The organism is Saccharothrix sp. NBAS 001, from assembly GCF_056640475.1.
On sequence record NZ_CM153251.1, the window covers coordinates 1082737 to 1103217 of the forward strand.

Here is a 20481-nt window from a genome sequence, read left to right on the forward strand (position 1 = left end):
GACTTCCAGGCGGCCGAGCCCGCCGCGACGAAGTCGCGGCAAATCCAACACAGCACTACCAGATCTTGTCGCGCACGGCGATCACCTCCTGTGGGTCGTGTCACCCCGGTAGCGGCTGACATCCGCGCAGGTCACAATTACTGTGACGGTCCGTTCGGACGCGGTCGCAGTCCGGATCAGACGGTCGTGAGGAAGCATGGGCAGGCAGGGGTCGGCGTCGTCGGGCGGTCGACGCTGGTCACTATGGTCCCTGCCGCGACCGGCCTTGGCCTACGTGCTGTCGGTGGACCTGCTCGCCCTCGTCGCGGTCGCCGGCTGCGCCGCGTGGCGGGTACCCGCCGAGTCCTGGGTCGTGTTCGGCGTGCTGGCCGGGTGCGCCGCGCTGCACCTGCACTGCTCCCGCTGGATCGAGCGGATCCGGCGGGACCACAGCCGGTTGCCGCACGTCGACCTGTGCAGCATCTGGATCGTGGCCGGCGCGATCGCGCTGCCGCCGCTGCTCGCGGTCGCCCTGGTCGTGCTGATGTACGCGCACCGCTGGTGGCTGGTCGGCCGCTGGGACGCCTCCCGCCCGCCGCACCGCAACGTGTTCACCACGTCGATGATGGTGCTGGCCACGCTCGCCGCGAGTGCCGTGGCGGGTGTCACGGGCCTGCGTGACCGCCTCGGGCAGCACCGCCCCGAGGGCTGGCTGGACCTGGTCGGGCTGGTCGGCGCGGGCACCGCGCAGTGGCTGGTCAACACCGCCCTGGTGGCGACCGTGATCCTGCTGACGGTCAAGCCGCGCTCGCTCAAGGACGCCGTGGGCAGCGCCTCGGACAACCTGCTGGAAGCCGGTCAGCTCGCGCTGGGCGCGTTCGTCGCGCTCGCGGTGGCCTGGTGGCCGGGGTTCGCGGTGCCGATGGTGGTGGCCGCCGTCGCGCTGCACCGCACCGTGCTGATCCACCAGCTCGAACTGGCCGCCCGCACCGACGCCAAGACCGGCCTGCTCAACGCCGAGGCGTGGCACCTCCAGGCCAGGCTCGAACTCGACCGCACCCGCCGGCAGCCGCCCGGTGCGCGGGTCGGCCTGTTCATGATCGACGTGGACCGGTTCAAGGACATCAACGACAACCACGGCCACCAGGTCGGCGACGCGGTGCTGCGCCGCATCGCCGGCGCGCTGTCCGGGGTGGTGCGCCGGGGTGACGCGGTGGGCCGGTTCGGCGGCGAGGAGTTCGCCGTGCTGCTGCCCGCCGTCGACCCGGCCGAGGCGCTGGTGATCGCCGAGCGGATGCGCCGCGAGGTGCACCGGGTGGTGGCCGACGACGACGCCGGCGGCACGGTCGACGGGTTCACCGTGAGCATCGGCATCGCGGTCTGGCCGGAGGTCGCCGAGGACACGCTGGAAGGGCTGCTGGCCGCCGCCGACGCCGCCCTCTACGAGGCGAAGCGCCTGGGCCGCGACCAGGTCCAGGTGGCCGGCCGGCAGCGCCGCGTGCGGTGGATGCCCGCCGCCCGCTCCGAGCCGCCGGGCGGCTGACCGCCCCTCGGTTGTAACAACCTCGCGCACCCTCGGGATGTTGTGTCGAAGGGCCGCGTGGATGGCGTAGTTTCCGCACGCCACCACCATCCGGTGGAGTCTCCGCAGCAAGGGTTGTGAGCCAGTGGACCTCGGTGCCCCGCACGGAATCCGGTTCCGCTTCGAGGCGGGCCGGTTGCGCGCCGTCCTGCTCGACGTGCACCGCAAGCCGCCGGTCGCGGTGAGCGAGCACCTGACCGCCGAGACCGGCGCGCGCGACCTCGTGGTGGACGAGTCCCGCGACGGCCGGGTGCGCACGGTGCTGCGGCAGCGGTTCGACCTGCCCGCGCCCGCGCAGTGGCGGCTGGAGGTCGACGCGCCCGCCGCGCGGACCGCCGAAGGCGTCGCGTTCGCCCTCCCCGGCGAGGTGTCGCTGCACGTCAGCGGCTCGTCGCCGTGTGCCGAGGTGCCCGGCGGGGTGACCGTCGCGCTGCCCGCGGGCTGCTCCGAGGTGCACCTCACGGTGACCAGCGCCCCGGTGTTCGACGTCGCCGACACCGTCGTGGTGTGCCGGCCGGACCAGGTGCGGGAGGCCGCCGTGGTGGTGTCCTGCCTGCCCGCCGACCGGTTCACGCCGGTCGTCGCGCTGCGCCCGCCGCCGCTGGCCGAGGCCGACTACCTGGCGCTGCACGCCGAGTACACCGCGAGCCGCGCCCTGGACGACCCGGCCGAGGCCGACCGGCTGCGCCGCGCGCTGACGCCGTACCGGTCCTGGCTGCGCCACCACGAGCGGCTCGCCGACCTGCTGCGCAAGTGCGGCGTGCGGCGTGCGGTGTTCCTGTGCGACCCGACGCCGGAGGAGGTCAACGCGGTCGACCCGGCCGACGGCGGCGGCCGGCTGTTCGACGGCCTCGACGCGGTGCGGCTGTCGCAGAGCCCGAACCTGACCGCCGCCGCGTGGCAGGCGTTGCGCGACGGCGCGCCGGAGCCGCTGGACGTGCCGCCGGACGCCGACTTCACCGCCGCCCTGTTCACCGCGCTGCGGCTGGGCCGGCCGCTGCGCGTGGTTCCCGGCGCGCCGCCGCCCCCGTTCGCCGGGTGCCGGCCCGACGGCGACGAAGCCGTCCTGGTGGAGGACGACGGCACCGCCGACGCCCTGGTCGCGGCGGTCTACGCGCACCACCGGGGCGCGCGCCTGGTGATCACCGCGCCGCCGGACCTGGCCGAGGTGCAGCGGGTCGTCGCCGAGGAGCAGGAACGGGTCACCGCCGCCGCCCGTGCGATCGGCGACGCGGTCAAGGGCATCGGGTTCGTGGAAGCGCTGTGGCGCTACCTGTCGACCGGCGACCACGACCCGTACGCGGCGGTCGGGGCCGTGGTCACCGCCCAGGTCCCGGCGCACGCCGTCGCGGAGGTCGGCGACCGGCGGCTGACCGCGTTCACCACCGGCCTGCCGTACTCGTTCGTGCACACCGACGAGGCCGACTGGACCCGCAAACCGATCGGGCACGTCGTCGCCGACCCGACCCTGGTGGTGCTCACCGAGCTGTACGGGGCCGCCGTCGAACGCCACCCCGGCGCGTTCAGCCTGGTGTTCGACGACGGCGACTACCGCGCCGACGACGTGCCGCCCGGCGTCCGCCGGGTCGGCCACCACACCCACCCGATCGTGCTGTCCGGAGCGGACGCCTCGATCGAGGCGCTGGACGACCTGGCCGGGCTGCCCGTCGAGGTGGTGTTCTTCAACACCCACGGCGACGACGACGGGATCGTGCTGGGCGGCCGGGAGCTGCCGGACTGGCTGGTGCCGCACCGGCCGGCGCTGCGGCACCGCCCGATCGTCTTCAACAACTCGTGCCGCTCGTGGACGGGCCTGGGCCGCGAGTTCGTGCGGGCCGGCGCGCGCGGCTACATCGGTGCGCTGTGGACGGTCCCGCCGAACCTGGCGGCCGGGTTCGCGCGGACCGTCGTGCACCGGCTGACCGCCGAGGAGGTGCCCGCCGCGCACGCGGTGGTCGACACCGGCACGCCCGGCGGCGTCGAGCGGTCCTATTTGTACGTCGGCACGGTCAACGGCCGGCTGGACGAGTGGCGGGACCGGTCCACAACGGACGGTGAGGCGGCGCTGGCCGAGTGCGGTCTGCTCGCGGGCGTCGCGCGCGCGGCCCGCGAGCCGGTGACCCGCGTGCTGCGCCGGGAGATCGCGGCGCTGCGCACGGCCGCCGAGCGGACCGCGGCGACCGGCACGGCGTCCTACGCCGACGTGCTGCTGGACGAACTCGCGCTGGCCGGCGACGACGCCGAGGCGGCCGGGCTGGTGGCCAAGCTGGAGAGCGTGCTGCCCGGCCTGGACCTGCCCGCCGACGAGGTGGGCGCGCGGTGGGCCGAGCGCTACCGGATCACCGGGCAGCGGCACGCGCAGCGCGGGGAATACCCGGAGGCGCTCGCGGACTTCGAACGGTGCGTGGGGCTGGGCGAGGCGTGCCGGGACCGGGCGGACGTGCTGCTGCGCATGGCGCGGCTGCTGGCCGACCGGGGCAGACCTGATCAGGCGCGGCAGGCCGCGCTGGAGGCGCAGGCCGCGTTCCGCGCGAACGGCGGCGGGGCTCGGCTGATGGAGGCGATCGGCGTGCTGGGTGAGCTGAGCGACGACCACGCGACCGCGGTGCGGTACGCGGTGGAGGGGCACGACGTCGCCGTGGAGCTGGACGACCGGCCGCGCCAGGCCGCGTTCAAGCTGGAGGAGTGCGTGCGCCACCACGCGGCGGGCGACCTGGCCGGCGCGGTCGACGCCGGCGTGCGCGCGGTGGAGCTGTTCCACGCCGAGGGCGACGGCCCGGCGGAACTGGCCGCGCTGCGCGAACTCGGCGCGTGCCACCGCGACCTGGGCGAGCTGGAGACCGCCCGGCACTACGCGGAGGTCGGTGTCGCGCTGGCCGAACGGCTGGGCGGGCCGCTCGACCTGGCCGCCTGCCACGACGAGCTGGGCCGGCTGCTGACCGGGCTCGGCGCGCACGCCGCCGCGCTGGAGCACTACCGGCACGCGGTGGAGCTGCTGGTGGCGAAGGGGGAGTGGGAGCAGGGCGCGGCGCTGCTGCCCAACCTCGCGGTGGGCGCGGTCCGGGCGGGCGACCCCGGTGCGCTGTGGACCACGGCGCTGTGCGGCGGCCTGATCTGCGAGATCGCCTCCCGGGCCACGTGGGCCTCGGTGGTGCCGCTGGTCGTGGACTCGATGAGACGCGCGATCGAGACCGGCCCGCTGGAGCTGACCGAACGCGGCATGACCGACTTCGCGCACGCCGTGACCACCGGCAAGCGCGACGAGATGCCGTTCCAGGTCGGCGTGCTGGCCGACGTCGTCGTGGTGCTGCTGGCGTGGCTGATGGACCGCGTCGACCACGAGATCACCGCGTTCGCCCGCGAACTCGACCGCACCACCGGCGGGGTGCTGGACCTGGCCGGCTACGTCTCGGTCCCCTACGCCGACCGCGCCCGCAACCCCGGCGAGGGCCGGTCCCGCCGGGGCTGATCACCAGTGGCGGCCTCGCGGCAGGTCGTCCAGCCCCGGACGGGACAGGTGCAGCACCCGGTACCGGACGCCGTCCGCCGGCGGCTCGCCGTGCCACAGCGTGAACCGCAGCAGCTGCCAGTGCCTGGTGTCCACGGCCAGCGCCGCCGAGTGCACGCCCGGACCGGCCGCGAGCGCCGCCACCGCCTCCTCGACCACCTCGGCCGGGTCGACGTCGGACGGGATCCGGGAGGTGTGCCTGGTCGCCGCGACCGGTGTCCGGGACAGGTCGCCGGCCTCGAACGCCAGACCGGTCCACTGCTGCACGGCCGGCCGGCCGAAGTCCGCGCTCAGCCCCCGGAAGCCCGGCCCCCACAGGAACGCGTTCATGCCCTCCAGCGCGTGCCAGAGGTAGAACGGGGCGTACTGGTTGACCGGCGAGCCGTCGAGGCCGCGCTCGCGCACGCAGTACGCCTTGAGCCCGAGTCCGGCGAAGGCGTCCAGCGACGACCCGCGCGTGGCCACCCTGGTGCGGATGATCTCCATGTCGTAGTCGGCGGGCAGCGTGATCTCGTACTGCATGGCCTGCATCGGTTCCCCCTGGTTCAGCGTCGGTACCCGGCCGCGGTGCGCGGGTAGTGCTCCCGGTAGGCCGTGAGGTGGCCCCACGGCGTCGTCACGGATTCGGCGGCCAGCAGGCCGTGCACCAGCGCCCGCGCGAACACCCGCCGGGCGGCGGCCACCACCGCGTCCGCCGGGGCGTCGTGGGTGCCGGTGGACGCGGCGAAGACCGTGTCGCCGTCCGGCAGCCCGTGGGCCGGCCGCACGGCCAGCGCCAGCCCGTCCTGCGCGGCGTCGGCCAGCGGGAGCAGCGCGGGCAGGCGGGCGTTGGTGGCGATCACGCCGATCACCGTGTTGAACGGGTGGGTGAACGCCGGCAGCGGCCGGTCGAGGTCGTCGCCCCCGGGCCCGGGGAACTCCCCGTCGAGCCCCAGCGCGGCGGCGAACGGCAGCCCGGTCCTCAGGTCCACGGCCAGGCCCGCCGCGTTCAGCGCGGCGACCGCGCCGACCACGACCCCGCCGCCCAGCTCGGCGCTCGCCGTGCCGACACCGCCCTTCAGCGACGCGTTGAGCGCGCCCGTGCCCGCGCCCACGTTGCCCTGCGCCACGACCGGACCGGCCGCGCGCACCGCTTGCGCGCCCACCTCGGCCGTCGGGTAGGTGTCGAACGCCCCGCCGCGCCCCAGGTCGAACAGGGCGGCGGCGGGCACCGGCGCGCCCAGCTCGCGGGCCGCGCCGTCGGCGGCGGCCAGCCCGTAGGCGCTGCCCCCGGTCAGCACGACCGCGCGCACCTCCCGCCCGCCGTACCGGGCGTCCAGCGCGGCGGTGTCGCGGGTGGCCGGGCCGCCGCCCCGGACGTTCGCGGTGGCCCGGGTGCCCGGCGGGAACAGCACGGCGGTGGTGCCGGTCAGCGCGCCGCCGCCGACCCGGGTGGCGTGTCCCACGAGGACCCCGGGCACGTCGGTGATCGCGTTGCGCACCAGCGCGATGTTACCGACCGACCAGCCGCGCGCCGATCTCGCGCACGGCGGTGGCGAGCAGGTCGATGTCCTCGGCGGTGGTCCGCCAGTTCACGATCGCCGGCCGCAGCGCGACCCGTCCCCGGTAGACGGTCGTGCCCGCGTACACCCGGCCGTCGTCGAGCAGTTCCTCGCCCAGCCGCCGGTTCAGCTCGTCCAGCCGGTCCTCCGGCACGCCCGGCGGTCGGAACCGGAAGCACACCACGAACAGGTTCACCGGGGCGAGCAGCTCCAGGTCGTCCGAGCGCTCCACGATCCCGCCCAGCCGCACCGCCAGGTCCCGGTGCCGCTCCACCATGGCCTGGTGCCCGGACCTGCCGTACGCGCGCAGCGCGGTCCAGATCGGGAACGCCCGCGCCCGCCGCGACGACTCCGGGCCCAGGTTGTTGTAGTTGACGAACTCGTCGTCCGGCTCGGGCAGGTAAGGCGCGTTCCACCCGCCGAACGCGCGCCCGAGCGACAGCGGGTCCTTGACGAACGCGAACCCGCTCTCGTAGGGCACGTTGAGCCACTTGTGGCCGTCGGCCGCGAGCGAATCGGCCCGCTCGACGCCGCGCACCAGGTGCGCGGTCCGCGGCGACAACGCGGCGAACAGCCCGAACGCGCCGTCCACGTGCAGCCACGCGCCGTGCGCCGCCGCCAGGTCGGCCATCTCGTCGACCGGGTCGAAATCGCCCGCGTTCACCTCGCCCGCGTTGGCGATCAGCACCGCCGGGCCGGACACCGCGAGTTCCCGGTCCAGCGCCTCCAGGTCGAGCCGGCCCGCGTCGTCCCGGGTGAGCGTGCGCACGTAGTCGCGGCCCAGACCCAGCAGCTGCAACGCCTTGCGGCTGCTCGCGTGCACGTACCCGCTGGAGAACACCGGCATCCGGGGCAGCCCGACCAGGCCGTCGGCGGTCACGTCCACGCCGTGCCGCGCCGCCCACCAGTGCCGCGCGCACGCCAGCCCGGTCAGGTTCGCGAACGTCGCGCTGGGCGTGAGCACCCCGCCGTAGGTCGGCGGCAGGCCGAACATCTCCTTGAGCCACCGCAGGACCGTGGTCTCCGCCTGCGTGGCCAGCGGCGAGGTCAGCCACAGCCCGGCCGCCTGGTCGAGCAGCGACGTCACCCAGTCGCCCGCCTGCGCGGCCGGCGTCGATCCGCCCACCACGAAGTGGAAGAACCGCGGGCCGGAGGAGTGCGTCGCCGCGCGCGTCCCGATCCGCAGCAGGTCCGCCACGGCGGTCATGGTTCCGTCGCCGTCCTCGGGCAGCGGCCCGTCCAACTCCTTGACCAGGTGTGCCTGCGACAGGTCGCGCACCGGCAGGTGCGGCAACACGTCCAGGTACTTGCCGGCGGCGCGGGCCACCATCCCCAACGCCTCCGAGGCGTCCTCTCGCGAGATCAACGGGTCACCCATCATGGCAGCGTAGACGGCTGTGACCAGGCGCGGACGGTTTCGGGGCAGGCCAGTGCGAGCCGGTGCCGGCGAGTCCGGCGTGGACGTCTTCCGCGGCATCCGGTACGCCGAGCCGCCGTTCGGGCCGCGCCGTTTCGCCGCCCCGGTTCGGGCGGAGTCCTCCGAACGGCACCGCGCCGGGCTGGTCGTCGTGACGTGCGACTACCGCCTGGGGTTCGAGGGTTTCGGGCACGTCGACGACCGGCCCGTGAACCGGGGCCGCTCGACCAGCGCGCCGCCCTGCACCGGGTGGGCGCCGAGATCGTCGCGTTCGGCGGCGACCCCGGCGACAGCACCGTCGCGGGCCAGTCGGCGGGCGCGGGCTCCGCGCTGTTCCTGGCCGAGTCGGTGCCCGGGGCGGTGCGCCGGGTGATCGCGCACAGCGTCCCGAACCGCTGCTGCACCGGGGGTTCGCCCGCCGGGGCGCGTCCTGGATCGACCCGGCCACGCCGGAGTCGGCGGTGGCGTCGGCCACCGCGCTGGTCCGTGCCCAGCGGTCCGGGCCGCCGAGCTGGGACCCGGTGCTGTTCGGCCCGGTCGCCGACCGGCTGCCCGCGCCGCCCGCCGACGTGCCCGCGCTGCTGTGCCACACCACCGCCGAGTACCGGCTGTTCGACCGGGTCGGCACGATCCGGGCGACTACGTGATCGCCGAACCCACGACCCGGCCGGCCGAGGCGCACGGCACGGCACCGGACCGGTTCAGCCGCCCGCCCGCGTGGCACGCCGCCGACGTGCCGTTCGCGTTCGGCAACCTGGCCGGCGCGGACTTCCTGCTCGGCGGCCCGGCCGGGCCGCCGAGCACGCGCTGTCGCGCCGGATGCTGGGGACGTGGGCGGACTTCGCGCGCACCGGCGACCCCGGCCCGCCCGGCGGGCGGTGGTGGGGCGAGGAGGTCGACGTGTCCGCGACCCGGGCGCTGTGGCGCGGCGTCGACCTCGCCGTCCCGGTGGACTTCCCGGTCAGCGGTACCGGCGCTCGCCCGCCTCGACCGGCACGGTGACCACGTTGCCCTCCGGCGGCAGCGGGCAGGTGCCGTAGGGCGTGAACGCGGACGGCAGGTTCAGCGCCCGGTTGAAGTCCAGCCGGATCCGCCCGTCGACCGGCCGGTCCGCGAACAGCGTCCGCCACGGCGCGGTGGTGTCGCCGTTCGTGGCGTCGTGGAACAGCACCTGGACCTGGTCGCCGGACTCGTGCACGAGCAGCCGCTGCGGCTCGCCCGCCAGTTCGAACCGGGCGTGGCCCACGGCCGTGAACCGGTGCTCCAGCCCGTCCCGCGCCGCGCCGACGACGATCGGGCGCGGCTGGTCGAACGCCTCGAACTCCGCGTCCACCACCCAGTCCCGGCGCACCTCGTACGCGGGCACCCCGGTGAACGCGGCCAGCTCGGGGTTGCGCGGGTCGCGCACCCGCAGCCCGTAGCGGCCGGTGCGCAGCAGCACCTCGACCTTGATCCCGTCCGCGCCGTCCACCAGGGTCGACCCGGCCTCGGCCAGGGTGTGCTCGGCGGTGCCGGTGCGGGCGGCGGTGCCCGTGGTGCTCCACTCGCCGGGCACCCCGGGGTAGGCGCGGGGCGTGCCGTCGAGCCAGTGCAGCGCGGTCACGCTGAGCCAGCCGTGCGGGTCCCGCAGCGCCGCCTCGCGCTCGGCGTGCCACGCCGCCCACGCGGTGGCGAGCGCGTCGTCCTCGACCGTGGTCATCCGGTGTCCTCCCTCGAAAGGTTCGTACACCGGCGAATCAACCACGGGCGCGCCCGCCGTCACCACCGCGTCCACATGCCGGGCACGGTCAGCGCAGTTCTTCGCGCTCCCGCCGCACGGTCACCTTGCGGCCCTTGATGGTCGCGCCGCGCAGCGCCGTGATCACCTGCTGCGCCGAACCCTCGGGCACCTCGACCAGGGAGAACCGGTCGGCGATCTCGATCGCGCCGATCTCCCGGCCGTTGAGCCGGGCCTCGCCGGCGATCGCGCCGACCAGGTCCTGCGGCCGGATGCCCGCGCTGCGGCCCGCGCCGACGAACAGCCGGGTCATGCCCGCCGTGGGCCGGCGCGGCTTGCGCTCCCGGCGCGGCTCGCCGGTGCCGGGGCGGCGGTCGCCGCGCGGCGCGACCTCGGGGATCTCCTCCTCGTCGGCCGCCGCGCCGCTCGCCTCGTGCGCCAGCTTGACCGCGGCGAGGGCGACCTCCATCACGTCGAACTCGTCGGCCAGGGTCTCCACCACGACCCGGAAGCCCTCCAGGTCGTCCTCCAGCAGGCTCTCGTGCAGCGCCGCGCGGGTCAGCTCCAGCCGCCGGGCCCGCAGGTCGGCGATGGTGGGCACCTTCTCCACCTGGATCCGCTGCTTGGTGACCCGCTCGATGGTCTTGAGCATCCCGTGCTCGCGCGGCTCGGCCAGCGTGATCGCCACGCCCTCGCGGCCCGCCCGGCCGACCCGGCCGATCCGGTGCACGTAGGACTCCGGCGCGGAGGGCACGTTGTAGTTCACCACGTGGGTCAGCTGCTCGACGTCCAGACCGCGGGCGGCGACGTCGGTGGCGACCAGCAGGTCCGCGGTGCCGTTGCGCAGCCGGGCCATGACCCGGTCGCGCTGCTCCTGGCTGATGCCGCCGTGCAGCGACTCGGCTCGGTAGCCGCGCCCGTTGAGCGTCTCGGTGAGCTGGTCGACCTCGTCGCGGGTGCGGCAGAACACGATCGCCGCGGTCGGGGCCTCGACGTCGAGCACGCGGCCCAGCGCGGCGGGCTTGTGGGCGCGTGGCACCACGTAGGCGCTCTGCCGCACGCGGGGAGCCTCGCCGGGCTCGGCCTGCTCGCGGCTGATGGTGATCCGCACCGGGTCGGTCAGGTGCGTGCGGGCCAGCCGGTCGATGCGGCCCGGCATGGTCGCCGAGAACAGCACGGTCTGGCGCTGCTCGGGCGCCTCGGCCAGGATCGCGTCGAGGTCCTCGGCGAAGCCCATGTCGAGCATCTCGTCGGCCTCGTCGAGGACGACGACCTCCAGGTGCTCCAGCTTGAGCGTGCCGCGGTTGAGGTGGTCGACCGCGCGGCCGGGCGTGGCCACGACGACGTCCACGCCCTGCTCCAGCACGCGCAGCTGACGCCCGATGGGCTGGCCGCCGTAGATCGGCAGCACCCGCGCGCCGAGTTCGCGGCCGTACCGGTGCACCGCCTCGGACACCTGCACGGCCAGTTCGCGGGTCGGCACGAGCACCAGGGCGAACGGGGCCCGCTCGGTGCGCCCGCCGGGGGCCATCCGCTCCAGCACGGGCAGCGCGAAGGCGGCGGTCTTGCCGGTGCCGGTGGCGGCCTGGCCGAGCAGGTCGCGGCCGTCGGTGAGCGGTGGGATGGCCTCCCGCTGGATGGGGGTGGGTTCTTCGTAGCCGAGTCCGGAGAGCGCCCGCAGCAGCTCGGGGCGGAGCCCGAGGTCGGCGAAGCTGGTCCTGTCGTCGTCGGGCGCGTCGGCGGTCATGGCGTCAAGTCTCGCTGATCGCCCCGGAACCGCTCGGCGAGGGGTACGCCAAAGCCCGCCCACCGGCATCGTGATCCCGGTCACCGTGATCGGTTTCCGGCGGGCCGGGGGTTCCGCACAAAGGCGGTCCGGTGCCGGGCCGGGTCATTTTCGGCGGAGCGGGCGTCGACTTCCGGTGCCGGGCCGGCGAATGCCCGGTGAACGGTCGGTGGTGGTCCGGTGTTAATCCTCCGGTAAAATCCGAACAAATATCGGGTTCGGGGCGGGCGAAAGATAACACCGTCCATTTTCGCGGAAGCCCGCAGGGCGTTGCCCGAACAGGTCGTGGCTACTTCCGGAACGCAGGGTTCACCGCTGGGTAACAGTGCTGGCCGGCGCTATACCTCGCCTATACTCCCGCGCCCCGGGCGCGGGTGGCCGGGTGCCCCCTCGGCCCCATCGAGACGGGATACCGAGCGTGACGTTCGGGTCGCCGAAGCCGTGGTCACCCGGCTGGTCGAGCGGCCCTGCGACCGCCGGCGCAGTGCGTCCCCGACCAGCCCGATCTCGCCTAACGGTGCCTGTCCGCGCTATTGTGGAACCGGCTGGGCACGAAAATGCGGTGCATCCCCCGTGCGGCCGAACGGCGGTGGCTCTGCGTGTCGGTGACCGCCGTCTCACCCAAGCCGCCCCCGTCTCGGACCGGCACGCGGCGGCCGGTGCTGCGCCGTTCGGCCGCATACCGCGCGGGTACGTCCCGAGTGGTCCAAATGATATTTCCCCCCATCGGGCAGAGGTGGGCAACATGTCAACGCTTTAGCTGGGGGATTTCGGGGCTGAACGCCCCCGGCGGAGCGTGCTCCGCATCGTCCAGTGGCTGGGGGTCATGACCATGCAGGTGCAGATTCTCGGTGCTGTCGCGCTCGCACATGAGGATCGCCGGATGGGGGTCGCGGCCCGCCAGGTGCGCACCCTCCTGGCACTGCTGGCGCTTTCACCGGGAACGCCGGTCCCGTTCGACCAGCTGGTCGAGGAATTGTGGGCCGGTAAACAGATGGGAAACGCGCGCAACGCGTTGCAGGCCAATGTGGTGCGGTTGCGGAAACTCCTGGAGCAGTTCACCGACCGGCCCGGCGACGAGCTGGTCCGCACGGTGAGCAGCGGCTACCTGTTGGACGTGCCCGCCGACGCGGTCGACGCGCACCTGTTCCGCGACCTCGCCGACCGGGGCTCCGACCGGGTGCACACCCGCCCCGACGAGGCGATCGAGCTGCTGGAGCGGGCGCTGCGGCTGTGGCGCGGCCCGGCGCTGTTCGACGTCAGCGACGGGCTGAAGTTCCGGATCGAGGCCGCCCGGCTGGACGAGCGGCGGCTCAGCGCCCGCGAGGACCTCATCGCCGCCAAGCTCGCCAACGGCGAGGACCGGGGCGTGGTCTCCGAGCTCAAGCAGCTCGCCGCCGAGTACCCGGAGCGCGAGCGGTTCAGCGAGCAGCTCATGGTCGCGCTCTACCGCAACGGCCGGCAGACCGAGGCGCTGGACGTGTTCCACCACACCCGCCGCCGCCTGGCCAGCGAACTGGGGCTGGAGCCCGGCCGCGCGATGCGCCGGCTCTACCAGGCGATCCTCGTCCACGACCAGGTCTTGCTGTAGGAGGGGAAACGAAGTGCTGGAGTTCCGGATCCTGGGGCCGGTCGAAGTCCACCACGACGGTGCCGAGGTGCCGCTGGACGGCTCGAAGCCGCGCACCGTGCTGACGGCGCTGCTGCTCGCCGACAACGGCGCGGTGTCCGACGCGCAGATGAGCGACTTCCTGTGGGGGCAGCACCCGCCCGCGACCTACAACGCGCAGATCTACACCTACGTCTCGCGGTTGCGCAAAACGCTCCGCCGGGAAGTCGGCATCACCCGCCGCTCGCGCGGCTACGAATTGCGGCCCGCGGCCTGCTCGTTCGACCTGAGGGAATTCGAGGAACAGGCCGCGCAGGGCCAGGCCGCGCTCGGCGCGAACCGCTACGAGGACGCCGCCCGGCTGCTGCGCGGCGCATTGCGGCTGTGGCGCGGTCCGGCGCTCACCGGCGTCTCCGAGCACCTGTCCGACGCCGAGGCGCCCCGGCTGGAGGAGGCCCGGATCGCGGCCCTGGAGAGCCGGATCGAGGCCGACCTCGCGCTGGGCCGGCACGCCCAGCTGCTGCCCGAGCTGACCCGGCTGGTGCACCAGCACCCGCTCCAGGAGCGCTTCCGCGCCCAGCTCATGACCACGTTCTACCGCTGCGACCGGCAGGCCGACGCGCTCTCGCTCTACGAGGAGGGCCGCCGGATGCTGGCCGACGAGCTGGGCATCGACCCCGGCTCGCTGCTGCGCGAGGTGCACCTGGCGATCCTCACCGCCGACCCGGTGCTCCAGGGGCCCCGGCGCATCGCCGTATAGGTCCCCGCATAGGCCGGATATAGCCGCCGAAAGCACGCTGGGAAACGAAGCGGAATCCCGTGTGCTTGGAGGCCCAAGGTGACCAGTTCGGTGAGCATCGACGCGGACGGCAAGGCGAAGATCAAGGAAATCGTGTCGGAAATCCTCGAAATCGACCCCGAGGAGATGACCGACACCAGCCTGTTCAAGGAGGACCACGACGCCGACTCGCTGGGCGCGATCGAGATCCTGTCCGCGCTGGAGCGCACGTTCGGCGTCGAGATCGACCAGGCCGAGCTGACCCGCATGGTCAACCTCGAAGGCGTCATCGCCGTCGTCGCCGAAGCCCAGGCCGCCAAGTAGGCCGCGGCGCGCCGGGAGGACGACGATGCGCGACGGAGGGCGGCAGCCGCGCCGGGTGGTGGTCACGGGACTTGGCGTGGTCACCAGCATCGGCATCGGCGTCACCGAGTTCCTGGCCGGCCTGCGCGAGGGCCGCAGCGGCGTCAAGCCGATCACCTCGTTCGACACCGCGGGCTTCAGCCACGCCAACGGCTGCGAGGTCGCCGACTTCGACCCGGCGGCGTGGCTGGAGCGGGTCGACCCGGACGAACTGGGCCGGGCGAGCCAGTTCTCCGCCGCCGCCGCCCGGATGGCGGTCGCCGACGCGGCGATGAGCCTGGACGAGCTGCGCGGCAAGCGCGCGCTGGTGTCGGTCGGCACGACCGACGCCGAGTCGCGCGACCTGGACAACCTGATCGCCGACCAGCTCCGCGACGGCCCGGAGTCGCTGGACCCGGTGGTGGCCCGCCGGTCCACGGCGGGCCGGCTGTCCTCCAGCATCGTCCGCGAGCTGGAGCTGGCCGACGTCGAGGCGGTCACCATCCCGACCGCGTGCGCGGCCGGCAACTACGCCATCGGCTACGGCTTCGACGCCATCCGCGAGGGCGAGGTCGAGGTGGCGCTGTGCGGCGGCGCGGACGCCGTGTGCCGCAAGACGTTCACCGGCTTCTACCGGCTGGGCACCATCGCGCCGGAGGTCTGCCAGCCGTTCGAGAAGGACCGCAAGGGCATCCTGACCGGCGAGGGCGCGGGCATCCTGGTGATGGAGTCGCTGGAGTCGGCGCTGGCCCGCGGCGCGCGGATCTACGCCGAGGTGCTCGGCTACGGCCTCAACTGCGACGCCAACCACCCGGTGGCCCCGGACCGCGACTCGCTGGCCCGGTGCATCGAGCTGGCGCACCGCAACGCCGGCGTGAAGCCGGAGGACATCGACTTCATCTCCGCGCACGGCACCGGCACGAAGGCCAACGACGTCACCGAGTCCGGCGCGATCCGGCAGGTGTTCGACGCGCCGCCGCCGGTGGTGTCGATCAAGTCCATGCTGGGCCACTCGATGGGTGCGGCGAGCGCGCTGGCGTCGGCGGCGTGCGCGCTGGCCATCCAGGAGGGCTTCATCCCGCCCACGATCAACCACCACGAGACCGATCCCGAGTGCGGTGTGGACTGCGTGCCGAACACGGCCCGGCAGGCGAGCCTGGACGTGGTGCAGAACAACGCGCTGGCGTTCGCGGGCAACAACGCGGTGCTGATCCTGGGCCGGTACCGGGACGCGATCTGATGGTCGAGGGCAAGGCGCAGGCCCTGTTCCTGCACGGGCTGGCGGGCAAGGCGGCGGTCTGGGACCCGATCGCCGCCGCCGTGGCCGACCGGTTCGCCACCACCACGCCGGAACTGCCCTGGCACGGCATGGCCGACCCGGCGTGGGCGCACCTGCCCGACCCGGGCCGGTACGTGGTGGACGCGGTGTGGGCCGGCCACGACGTCGTGGTGGCGCACTCGATGGCGGCCATGCTGCTGGTCGAGGCGTACGCCGAGGGCCGGGTCCGGCCGCGCCCGACCGTGCTGCTGTGCCCGTTCTACCGCTCGGACCCGGCCGATTTCGACTGGCCGACGATCTCCTACTACCTCAACGACTTCCACCGCACGTTCACCGAGGCGCTGCGGGTCGGCGAGACCGCCCGCTTCCCGGAGAAGCGCCGCGAGTGGCTGGCCCGGTCGCTGCGCGACCAGGTCGGCCCCTACGGCTGGACGCGGTGGTTCGAGACCTACCTGCGCACCCCGTTGCTGGACCTCGGCGCGATCGGCGCGCCGGTGCTGGTGGTCAGCGGCGTGGACGACATCGCCGCGCGCCCCGAGGACGGCCGCGCGCTGGCCAAAGCACTGCCCCGCGCCCGGTTCGAACTGCTCGACGGGTGCGGCCACTTCCCGATGATCGAACAGCCCGACCGGCTCGCGGCCCTGGTCCGCGACTTCTTCGAGGAAAGCCTGGAGTTGACGTGACGACCACCTCCGTTTCGCTGCGCCCCCGCTACGAGGGCTCCAACATCTGCACCTGGATCGGCTTCAAGCACGTCAACTACATGGTCGAAGAGGCCGTGCTGGACCACCTGCGGCAGAGCGGGTTCCCGGCCGGGCAGCTCTACGAGCGCTTCGGCCTGTGCACCGACATCGTGGACCTGGACACCAAGATCCTCACCGCGTTCCACATCGACGACCTGGCGCAGGCCACCGTGTCCCGGGTCGCCGCCGAGGCCGCCGAGGGCCCGCTCAAGCTGCTGGTGGAGCTGACCGTCGAGCGCGACGGCAAGACCGTCAAGGCGGTCAAGTCGAAGGTCTCGGTGGCCTTCCGGCTCGACCCGCACGGCTTCGACGCCGAGCCCGTCCCGGACGCGCTCGCTCCGCACGTGGTGGCGCGGATCGGCGGCGGCGACGAGCCGATCGCGGTCGGCGACGAGGACCCGCTGGACCTGCTCACCGCCGGGCGCAACGCGTTCGCCTGGGCGTGGCGGATCCCGTACTTCTACTGCCACTTCACCGAGCGCGTGCAGATGTCGGGCTACCTCCGCCAGATGGAGGAGATCCTGGACCTGTTCGTGGAGGACCGGGGCGCGTCCATCAAGACCCTGCTCGACGAGCAGAACTGGATCCCGGTGGTGCCGCACTCGCGGATCACGTTCACCGACGAGGCGAACATGGAGGAGACGCTCTACACGGTGTTCACCGTGGAGGAGGTCTTCAAGAAGTTCACCTTCACCGCGCGGATGGACTGCTACGTGCTGCGCGACGGCAAGCTGGTGCAGACCGCCACCGGCAAGATCACCCACGGCTGGGCGGTCATCGAGAACCGCAAGGACTGGAGCCTGGTGAACTTCGACGACCGGCTCATCGGCGCGATCACCGGCAAGGCGGGGTCGCTGTCCGGCCGGGGCGTGTCGTGACCACCGCCGTCGGCTCCACCCCGGTCGAGTCCACCGTGGACACCCTGGTGTTCTCGGCGTGGTCGGCGGTCTCGCCCTTCGGGGTGGGCGCCGCGGCCTTCGCCGAGGGCGTGCGGGCGGGCGCTTCGGCGCTCGCCCCGTCCGACGGCCCGTTCCCGTCGGCCGCCCTGGTGCCCGACTTCAGCGCGCAGGAGGCGTTGGGGCGCAAGGGCACCCGCTCGATGGACCGGGTGACCGCGCTGGCCGTCAGCACGGTCGGCAGGCTGCTGGAGGAGTGCGGCCCCGATTTGCTCGCGCAGCCCGACCGGGTCGGCGTCGTGCTGGGCACCGGCTCCGGCAGCGTCCAGTCGATCATGGACTTCACCCGGGACGCGCTGACCGGCGAGAAGCCCTACCACGTCGACCCCGCGCTGTTCCCGAACACGGTGATGAACCGCGCCGCCGGGCAGAGCGCGATCTGGCACAAGATCAAGGGCCCCAACACGACCATCGCCGGCGGTGCGCTCACCGGCCTGCTCGCGCTCAGCTACGCCACCCGCCTGCTGCGCGGCGGGCACTGCGACCGCGTGCTGGTCGGCGCGGCCGAGGAGTACTCGACGCAGCGCGCGTGGCTGGAGTGGCGGGGCAGCGAGGGCTCGGCGGCACCGCTGGGCGAAGGCGGCGCGGTGTTCCTGCTGGAGTCCGAGCACGCGGCCACCGCCGCGGGCCGCCCGGTGGTGGCCCGCCCGGTCGCGACCCGGTTCCGCGGGTTCTTCGAGCCGGCCGGCGCGGATGCCGCGCTGACGACGTGCGTGCGCTCGGCGTTGGCCGAAGCCGGGATCGCCGCCGACGACATCGCGTTCGTCTCCTCCGACGGCGTGCGGGAAGCGGCGGTGGTGCAGGCCCTGGGCCGCACGCCCGAGTGGCTGCGCTGCGCGCCCCTGGTCGGCGACACGTCCGCCGCCGCGGCGAGCTTCCAGCTCGCGGCGGCGGTCGCCACCGGCCGTTCCGGGTACGCCCTGGTGACCGGCGTCGAATCGGACGGCACGGTCGGCTGCACGGTGTTGGAGCTGCCATGACGACCACGACCCCGGTGCCCACGTCGGTGTCCACCTCCGGCGTGCACGTCGACCCGGCGGACCCCGTGTTCGCCGGGCACTACCCGGGATTCCCGATCCTGCCGGGCCTGTTCGTGGTCGAGCACGTGCGGGCGGCGCTGCGCGAGCTGGTGCCGGGGCTGCGCGTGACGGCGCTGGACCGGGCGAAGTTCGTGCGCCCGGTGTTCCCCGGCGACGACCTGACCATCGAGACCGCGCTCACCCACGAGGAGGACCAGGTGCGCTGCGTCGCCAAGGTGTCCTCGGCGGCGGGCCCGGTCGCGGAGTTCAAGCTCCGGCTGGGAGGTGTGGCGTGACCGGCCTGGCCGAGATCCGGCGGATCATCCCGCACCGGCACCCGGTGCTGCTGGTCGACCGGGTGTCCGAAGTGGACCCCGGGCGCGCCATCGTCGCGCTCAAGGCGGTCAGCGGGCGGGAGCCCTGCTACGCGGACGGCGCGGAGGAGGCGTACCCGGTCGGGCTGCTGCTGGAGTCCTGGGCGCAGACCGCCGTGCTGCTGACCCGCTGGGAGAACCCGAACCCGGACGTGCTGGCGGACAAGGTGGAGCTGATCACCGGCATCCGCGACGTCGTGCTGCACGGCGAGGTGTTCCCCGGCGACGTGGTCGAGCACCACGTGCGGCTGGTCCGCGAGGTCGACGACGCCGCGATCCTGGCCGGCCACAGCCTGGTCGCGGGCCGCACGGTGCTGGAGATCGGTTCGTTCACGATGGCGCGGCGCGGCGTCGAGGTGCTGCGCCCGGAGGGAGTGGCATGAGGCGCGTCGCACTGGTCACCGGTGGGTCCCGGGGCATCGGGCACCGGGTGGTGACCCGGCTGGCCCAGGACGGGTACGACGTGGCGTTCTGCTACCAGGCCAACAAGGACGCCGCCGACGTCGTCGCCAAGGAGGCCGCCGAGGCCGGGGCCGCGGTGTTCGCCGCCCAGGTCGACGTGGCCGAGAAGCGCGAGGTCGACCGGTTCGTCAAGGACGCCGAGAAGGAACTCGGGCCGCTGCACGCCGTCGTGTCGTGCGCGGGCATCGTCCGGGACAACCCGTTGGTGCTGCTGAAGGAGGAGGACTGGCAGCGGGTGCTGCGGGTCAACCTCGACGGCACGTACCACCTGTGCAAGGCCGCCGCGTTCGCGATGATGAAGCGCAAGGCCGGCTCGCTGGTCACCCTGTCGTCGGTGGCGGGGGTCTACGGCAACGCCGCGCAGACCAACTACTCCGCGTCCAAGGCCGGGATCATCGGGTTCAGCAAGGCGCTGTCCAAGGAGGTCGGCAAGTACGGCATCCGGGTCAACGCGGTCGCGCCGGGCTTCATCGAGACCGACATGGTGGCGGGGCTGGGCGAGGACTTCGCGGCGAAGATGACCGCGCAGATCCCGTTGGGGCGCTTCGGGAAACCGGAAGAGGTCGCCGACCTGGTGGCGTTCCTGGTGTCGGACCGGGCCTCCTACGTCACCGGCCAGGTGTTCGGCGTCGACGGCGGTCTGGTGATCTGAGATGAGCAAGCACCCGAAGTTCTACTTCTCGTTGCGCAGCCCGTACTCCTGGCTCGCGTTCCACGACCTGCTGCGCGACGCGCCCGACGTCGCCGACGCGATCGACTGGGCCCCGTTCTGGGAGCCGGACGAGCGCAACGACCAGGCGCTGCGCGACCGCGGCGAGCAGTTCCCGTACGTGGCGATGTCGCGCGCCAAGCACCTCTACATCCTCCAGGACGTGGCCCGGCTCGCCGCCGCGCGCGGGCTGTCGGTGAAGTGGCCGGTGGACCGCGAACCGGTGTGGGAGGTGCCGCACCTGGGGTACCTGGTCGCGCAGCGGGCGGGGCTCGGGCGCGAGTACATCGCCGAGGTGTGCTCCGCGCGGTGGCAGCACGGCCGCGACATCTGCGACCGGGCGACCGTCGCGGACATCGCCACCCGGCTGGGCCTGGACGCCGACGAGGTGGCCGCCGCGTCCGACGACCCGGGGCTGCGGGAGCAGGGCGTCGAGCTGCTGATGGACGTGTGCCGCGACGGCGTGTTCGGCGTGCCGTTCTTCGTCCACCGGTTCACCCGCTTCTGGGGCGTGGACCGGCTGCCGCAGTTCGTCGCGCACGTCCGCGCGAAGCTCGCCCCGGCGGGCGCGCTGCCCGAACCGCCCGCGCACCCCGCGTCGTCGGAGGCGGGGCACGAGGGCGGCTGCGGCTGACCGGCACGGGACGGCCCGACCGGTGCCGTCCCGGCGCGCGGTGGCG

20 protein-coding genes and 2 pseudogenes are annotated in these 20481 nt (G+C 73.9%); 17 read left to right on the forward strand and 5 right to left on the reverse strand.

The annotated features are described in order from the left end of the window. Positions 1 to 274: 274 nt before the first annotated feature. Positions 275 to 1522: a GGDEF domain-containing protein gene (locus AC0HI0_RS04890; protein WP_480934256.1), complete on the forward strand. Its 1248-nt coding sequence runs from the start codon at positions 275 to 277 to the stop codon at positions 1520 to 1522. 124 nt (positions 1523 to 1646) lie between these two features. Then, entirely contained in the window at positions 1647 to 5030 is a 3384-nt protein-coding gene (locus tag AC0HI0_RS04895; protein WP_480931037.1) for a tetratricopeptide repeat protein, read from the forward strand. Here the strand turns inward: AC0HI0_RS04895 and AC0HI0_RS04900 are convergent, their stop codons facing one another. From AC0HI0_RS04900 to AC0HI0_RS04910, 3 genes are read right to left on the reverse strand one after another with little or no spacing between them, the layout of a single operon-like run. Next, on the reverse strand, positions 5031 to 5600 hold the full coding sequence (locus AC0HI0_RS04900) for a DUF4865 family protein (RefSeq protein WP_480931038.1): 570 nt from the start codon (positions 5598 to 5600) through the stop codon (positions 5031 to 5033). 14 nt (positions 5601 to 5614) lie between these two features. Continuing rightward, positions 5615 to 6550, reverse strand: coding sequence for a P1 family peptidase (locus AC0HI0_RS04905; RefSeq protein WP_480931039.1), 936 nt, complete (start codon positions 6548 to 6550; stop codon positions 5615 to 5617). Between the two features lie 10 nt (positions 6551 to 6560). Beyond that, the gene (locus tag AC0HI0_RS04910; protein ID WP_480931040.1) at positions 6561 to 7988 is read right to left on the reverse strand and encodes a pyridoxal phosphate-dependent decarboxylase family protein; all 1428 of its coding nucleotides are present in this window, start codon (positions 7986 to 7988) and stop codon (positions 6561 to 6563) included. Positions 7989 to 8007: 19 nt separating this feature from the next. Between AC0HI0_RS04910 and AC0HI0_RS04915 the strand changes: the two are divergent. The 4 genes and pseudogenes from AC0HI0_RS04915 to AC0HI0_RS04930 form a co-directional block, all read left to right on the forward strand. Continuing rightward, positions 8008 to 8139: pseudogene (locus tag AC0HI0_RS04915) on the forward strand (carboxylesterase family protein); the annotation flags it as partial. Between the two features lie 137 nt (positions 8140 to 8276). Beyond that, positions 8277 to 8351 (forward strand): annotated as a pseudogene (locus AC0HI0_RS04920) (hypothetical protein); the annotation flags it as partial. A gap of 137 nt (positions 8352 to 8488) precedes the next feature. After that, positions 8489 to 8674, forward strand: a complete 186-nt coding sequence (locus tag AC0HI0_RS04925; protein ID WP_480934565.1) for a hypothetical protein — start codon at positions 8489 to 8491, stop codon at positions 8672 to 8674. A gap of 172 nt (positions 8675 to 8846) precedes the next feature. Next, complete coding sequence (locus tag AC0HI0_RS04930) at positions 8847 to 9029, forward strand: hypothetical protein (RefSeq protein WP_480934566.1); 183 nt, start codon at positions 8847 to 8849, stop codon at positions 9027 to 9029. Here AC0HI0_RS04930 and AC0HI0_RS04935 read toward each other — a convergent pair. Both AC0HI0_RS04935 and AC0HI0_RS04940 read right to left on the reverse strand, forming a co-directional pair. After that, entirely contained in the window at positions 8989 to 9726 is a 738-nt protein-coding gene (locus tag AC0HI0_RS04935) for a DUF1684 domain-containing protein (protein WP_480931041.1), read from the reverse strand. The genes AC0HI0_RS04930 and AC0HI0_RS04935 overlap by 41 nt on opposite strands. 88 nt (positions 9727 to 9814) lie before the next feature. Next, positions 9815 to 11491 carry a DEAD/DEAH box helicase gene (locus tag AC0HI0_RS04940; protein WP_480931042.1) on the reverse strand — a complete coding sequence of 559 codons (1677 nt, stop codon included), beginning with the start codon at positions 11489 to 11491 and terminating at the stop codon, positions 9815 to 9817. 922 nt (positions 11492 to 12413) lie between these two features. Here AC0HI0_RS04940 and AC0HI0_RS04945 point away from each other — a divergent pair. The 11 genes from AC0HI0_RS04945 (at position 12414) to AC0HI0_RS04995 (ending at position 20435) form a co-directional block, all read left to right on the forward strand. Further along, on the forward strand, positions 12414 to 13121 hold the full coding sequence (locus tag AC0HI0_RS04945) for an AfsR/SARP family transcriptional regulator (protein WP_480931043.1): 708 nt from the start codon (positions 12414 to 12416) through the stop codon (positions 13119 to 13121). 13 nt (positions 13122 to 13134) lie between these two features. Then, positions 13135 to 13899 carry an AfsR/SARP family transcriptional regulator gene (locus tag AC0HI0_RS04950; RefSeq protein WP_480931044.1) on the forward strand — a complete coding sequence of 255 codons (765 nt, stop codon included), beginning with the start codon at positions 13135 to 13137 and terminating at the stop codon, positions 13897 to 13899. A 78-nt stretch (positions 13900 to 13977) separates the two neighbouring features. Further along, entirely contained in the window at positions 13978 to 14241 is a 264-nt protein-coding gene (locus tag AC0HI0_RS04955) for an acyl carrier protein (protein ID WP_480931045.1), read from the forward strand. A 25-nt stretch (positions 14242 to 14266) separates the two neighbouring features. Beyond that, a complete protein-coding gene (locus AC0HI0_RS04960; RefSeq protein ID WP_480931046.1) occupies positions 14267 to 15499 on the forward strand; it encodes a beta-ketoacyl-[acyl-carrier-protein] synthase family protein in 1233 nt (410 codons plus the stop codon). Then, on the forward strand, positions 15499 to 16221 hold the full coding sequence (locus AC0HI0_RS04965; RefSeq protein ID WP_480931047.1) for an alpha/beta fold hydrolase: 723 nt from the start codon (positions 15499 to 15501) through the stop codon (positions 16219 to 16221). Before AC0HI0_RS04960 ends, AC0HI0_RS04965 begins: the two co-directional genes overlap by 1 nt. Next, complete coding sequence (locus AC0HI0_RS04970; protein ID WP_480931048.1) at positions 16218 to 17159, forward strand: thioesterase family protein; 942 nt, start codon at positions 16218 to 16220, stop codon at positions 17157 to 17159. Before AC0HI0_RS04965 ends, AC0HI0_RS04970 begins: the two co-directional genes overlap by 4 nt. Further along, positions 17156 to 18217, forward strand: a complete 1062-nt coding sequence (locus AC0HI0_RS04975; protein WP_480931049.1) for a beta-ketoacyl synthase N-terminal-like domain-containing protein — start codon at positions 17156 to 17158, stop codon at positions 18215 to 18217. The genes AC0HI0_RS04970 and AC0HI0_RS04975 overlap by 4 nt, the downstream gene beginning before the upstream one ends. Next, positions 18214 to 18552, forward strand: coding sequence for an ApeI family dehydratase (locus AC0HI0_RS04980; protein WP_480931050.1), 339 nt, complete (start codon positions 18214 to 18216; stop codon positions 18550 to 18552). Before AC0HI0_RS04975 ends, AC0HI0_RS04980 begins: the two co-directional genes overlap by 4 nt. Continuing rightward, positions 18549 to 19013 carry a 3-hydroxyacyl-ACP dehydratase FabZ family protein gene (locus AC0HI0_RS04985; RefSeq protein WP_480931051.1) on the forward strand — a complete coding sequence of 155 codons (465 nt, stop codon included), beginning with the start codon at positions 18549 to 18551 and terminating at the stop codon, positions 19011 to 19013. Before AC0HI0_RS04980 ends, AC0HI0_RS04985 begins: the two co-directional genes overlap by 4 nt. Further along, positions 19010 to 19744, forward strand: a complete 735-nt coding sequence (gene fabG / locus AC0HI0_RS04990) for a 3-oxoacyl-[acyl-carrier-protein] reductase (protein WP_480931052.1) — start codon at positions 19010 to 19012, stop codon at positions 19742 to 19744. Before AC0HI0_RS04985 ends, fabG begins: the two co-directional genes overlap by 4 nt. 1 nt (position 19745) lies before the next feature. Beyond that, positions 19746 to 20435 (forward strand): DsbA family protein, encoded by a 690-nt coding sequence (locus tag AC0HI0_RS04995; protein WP_480931053.1) that lies wholly within the window; start codon positions 19746 to 19748, stop codon positions 20433 to 20435. Positions 20436 to 20481 lie beyond the last annotated feature (46 nt).